Below are 2678 nucleotides of genomic sequence, written 5' to 3'. Positions count from 1 at the left end.
GACGGCGACACCGTGTACAGCAACGGTCGACGCCTCTACGTCGCCGCCGACCAGCGCTGGCGGACGTGGCGCGCCGCGTCACCGGAGGCGCGCGACGTCAGCACCGAGATCTATCAGTTCGACACCGCCGCGGGCACGCCGCGCTTCGTCGCCGCCGGGTCGGTGCCCGGCTGGCTGATCAACCAGTACGCGCTGTCCGAGTGGGACGGTCACCTGCGGGTCGCCACCACCACCGGCGACACGTGGAGGCGGGAGAGGTCCTCCCAGTCCGGCGTCTACGTGCTGCGCGCCGACGGTCCCACGCTCAAGCGGGTCGGCGCGGTCACCGGCCTCGGCAAGGGCGAGCGGATCTTCGCGGTGCGGTTCGTCGGCGGCACCGGATACGTGGTCACGTTCCGGCAGACCGACCCGCTGTACGGCGTGGACCTGCGCGACCCGGCCGCGCCCCGGGTGACCGGCGAGCTGAAGATCAACGGGTATTCGGCGTACCTGCACCCGGCCGGCGACGGCCGCCTGATCGGCGTCGGCCAGGACGCCACTGACGAGGGGCAGGTGACGGGCACCCAGGTGTCGCTGTTCGACGTCGCCGACCCGGCCCGGCCCACCCGGATCGCCCAGCACCACGTCGCCCGTGGCTGGTCGGAGGCGGAGCACGACCCGCACGCGTTCCTCTACTGGCCGCCGGAGCGGCTGGTGGTGATCCCGGTGATGCAGTCGGGCGTGGACACCGATGGGCCCGACGGCACGAAGCGCCCGCCGTTCGGTGGTGTGCTGGCGTTGCGGCTCGGCGACAAGGGATTCACAGTGGCCGGCGCGGTGGACCATCCGGGGAGCCTGGCCGACGGCGGCGAGCGGACGCCGATCCGCCGCTCACTGATGATCGACGGTGTGCTCTGGACGCTCTCCGACGCCGGTCTCAAGGCGACCGCCCTGGCCGGCATGACCAGCCTGGCCTGGGTGCCGCTGACCTGACATCGGCCGGGCCTCGCCGCGCGGGTGGGCGTGCGACGAGGCCCGGCACGTCACTGTTCCAGCGCCGCCTCGGCCGCCGCCACCTGCGGTCCCACCCGCGCCGCGTACGCGACGACGCCGCCGAGGAGGAACGTCGTGGCGGTGACCGCGGCGATTCGGTTGCCCGGCTCCTGCGCCATCCACAGCGCCGCCTGCCGCCATTCCGGCCCGCCCGGCGCGGCCATGAAGGACGCCATGGCGGCCCAGGCGGTCGGCGCCTGCCAGGCGGCCCGGGCGCCGGCCAGTGCCGCGCCGAGGCCGACCAGCCCGATCAGCCCGGCCGTGTTGCGGGCCAGCACGTCCAGCGGCCCGAAGTCGACGCCGAGGACGCGGGCGGCGGCCAGCAGCCCGACCACCGCCGCGGCGTACCCGAGCAGGTGCCCGGCCCGGCGCGGCGCCCACTGCCACGCGGCGGTCCGTTCCAGCGCCGGGTCGGTGCCGGCGAGCGTCGGCCCCAGCGGCGCCACCGCCAGGGCGGTGGTGAGCACGGCGAGGCCGGCGGGCACCTCGGGGCGGTCGGTGAAGCCGGCCCAGGCGACGGCCATCACGGCGACGGCGATAGCGGATCCGGCCAGGGCGGCGGGTAGCCGGCGGGACCGCACGTACAGCGGCAGCCAGCGGGTCACGGCGCGGCCCGTCCGGTGAGCGCCGGCATCAGGTCCGGCTCGCACCGCGCGGCGGCGTCCCGCAGCGCGGTGATGCGCCGCAGCTGCTCCGGCTCGGGCAGCGCGCGCAGTTGCCGCACCCCGTCCCGGATCTCCTCCTGCTGCTCGTCGGCGTACCGGTAGCCGGTCCAGGAGTCCCACAGCCGCACGGTCTCGGCGTCGAGCAGCCAGGCCGCGGCGATCGCCGGGGCGATGTCGTCGCCGCTGCGCCCGCAGCCCGACCACATGGTGCCGCCGCCCAGGGCGATGCGCTCGGCCACGTCGGCGGCCCGGCCGGTGTCCGGGTCGACCTCCAGGAGGAACTGCACGGTGCCGGGTGCCGGCTTGGGCCGGTGCCACTGCTCGCTGTCGTTGCTGCCGACGGTGTCCAGCCGCACTTCCACCGCGCGGGCCGGCGCGTCCGGCAGCTTTGCCAGCGCCTTGAGCCCTCGGCGGGCCTCGGGAGTGATCTCAGGCAGCAGGTGCGCGTTGACGGCGGTGACGCACACCTGCGGCGTGCCGTCGGCGCAGACGAAGCGGCGTGCGTCCGGATCGAGCTGCCAGATCCCGGTCGGGCCGGGCACGCCGATCAGCAGGAGACCCGCCACGCCCCCGGCGAGGCTCGCGAGCGCCCCGGCCCGGACCGGCCACGACCGGCCCGCCGCCAGCAGCAGCCCGGCGAGGACCAGCCCGACGCCCAGCGCGAGGCGGCTGAGCAGCAGCCGGTCGGACAGCGTCTCCCACGGCGTGTCCGGCGGCCAGGAGATCATCAGGGAGGCGTTCGACAGCCGGCTGGTGCTGCCCGGACCGCCGAGCATGGCGGTGCCCTCCTGCGCGACCAGGCCGGCGGCGGCCAGCAGCGGCGGCAGCAGCGGCGAGGACCACAGCCGGCCGACGGCCACCCCCACCCAGGCCGTGCCCACCAGCACCAGCACGTCGGTCAGGGGCCCGGCGAGTCCGCGTACGCCGAGGTAGGCGCCGTCGACGGCGACCACCGCGCCGGCGCCTACCTCGGCGTACGCG

Annotated in this window: 3 protein-coding genes; 1 reads left to right on the top strand and 2 read right to left on the bottom strand. The window is 76.1% G+C overall.

The annotated features are described in order from the left end of the window. Positions 1 to 972 (top strand): beta-propeller domain-containing protein (locus tag KBX39_RS28310; RefSeq protein ID WP_210873454.1); only part of this gene is annotated, 972 nt, incomplete at its 5' end. A 50-nt stretch (positions 973 to 1022) separates the two neighbouring features. On the opposite strand, the gene KBX39_RS28305 is transcribed toward KBX39_RS28310, so the two are convergent. Beyond that, a complete protein-coding gene (locus tag KBX39_RS28305) occupies positions 1023 to 1637 on the bottom strand; it encodes a hypothetical protein (RefSeq protein ID WP_210873452.1) in 615 nt (204 codons plus the stop codon). After that, positions 1634 to 2678 (bottom strand): hypothetical protein (locus KBX39_RS28300; RefSeq protein ID WP_210873450.1); only part of this gene is annotated, 1045 nt, incomplete at its 5' end. The genes KBX39_RS28305 and KBX39_RS28300, both read right to left, overlap by 4 nt.

Source organism: Micromonospora sp. D75, assembly GCF_018070405.1.
In the GTDB taxonomy this organism is placed as follows: domain Bacteria; phylum Actinomycetota; class Actinomycetes; order Mycobacteriales; family Micromonosporaceae; genus Micromonospora; species Micromonospora chalcea.
The sequence above is the reverse complement of the archived record's forward strand: the minus strand, read 5'-3'. Positions and strand labels throughout refer to the sequence as shown.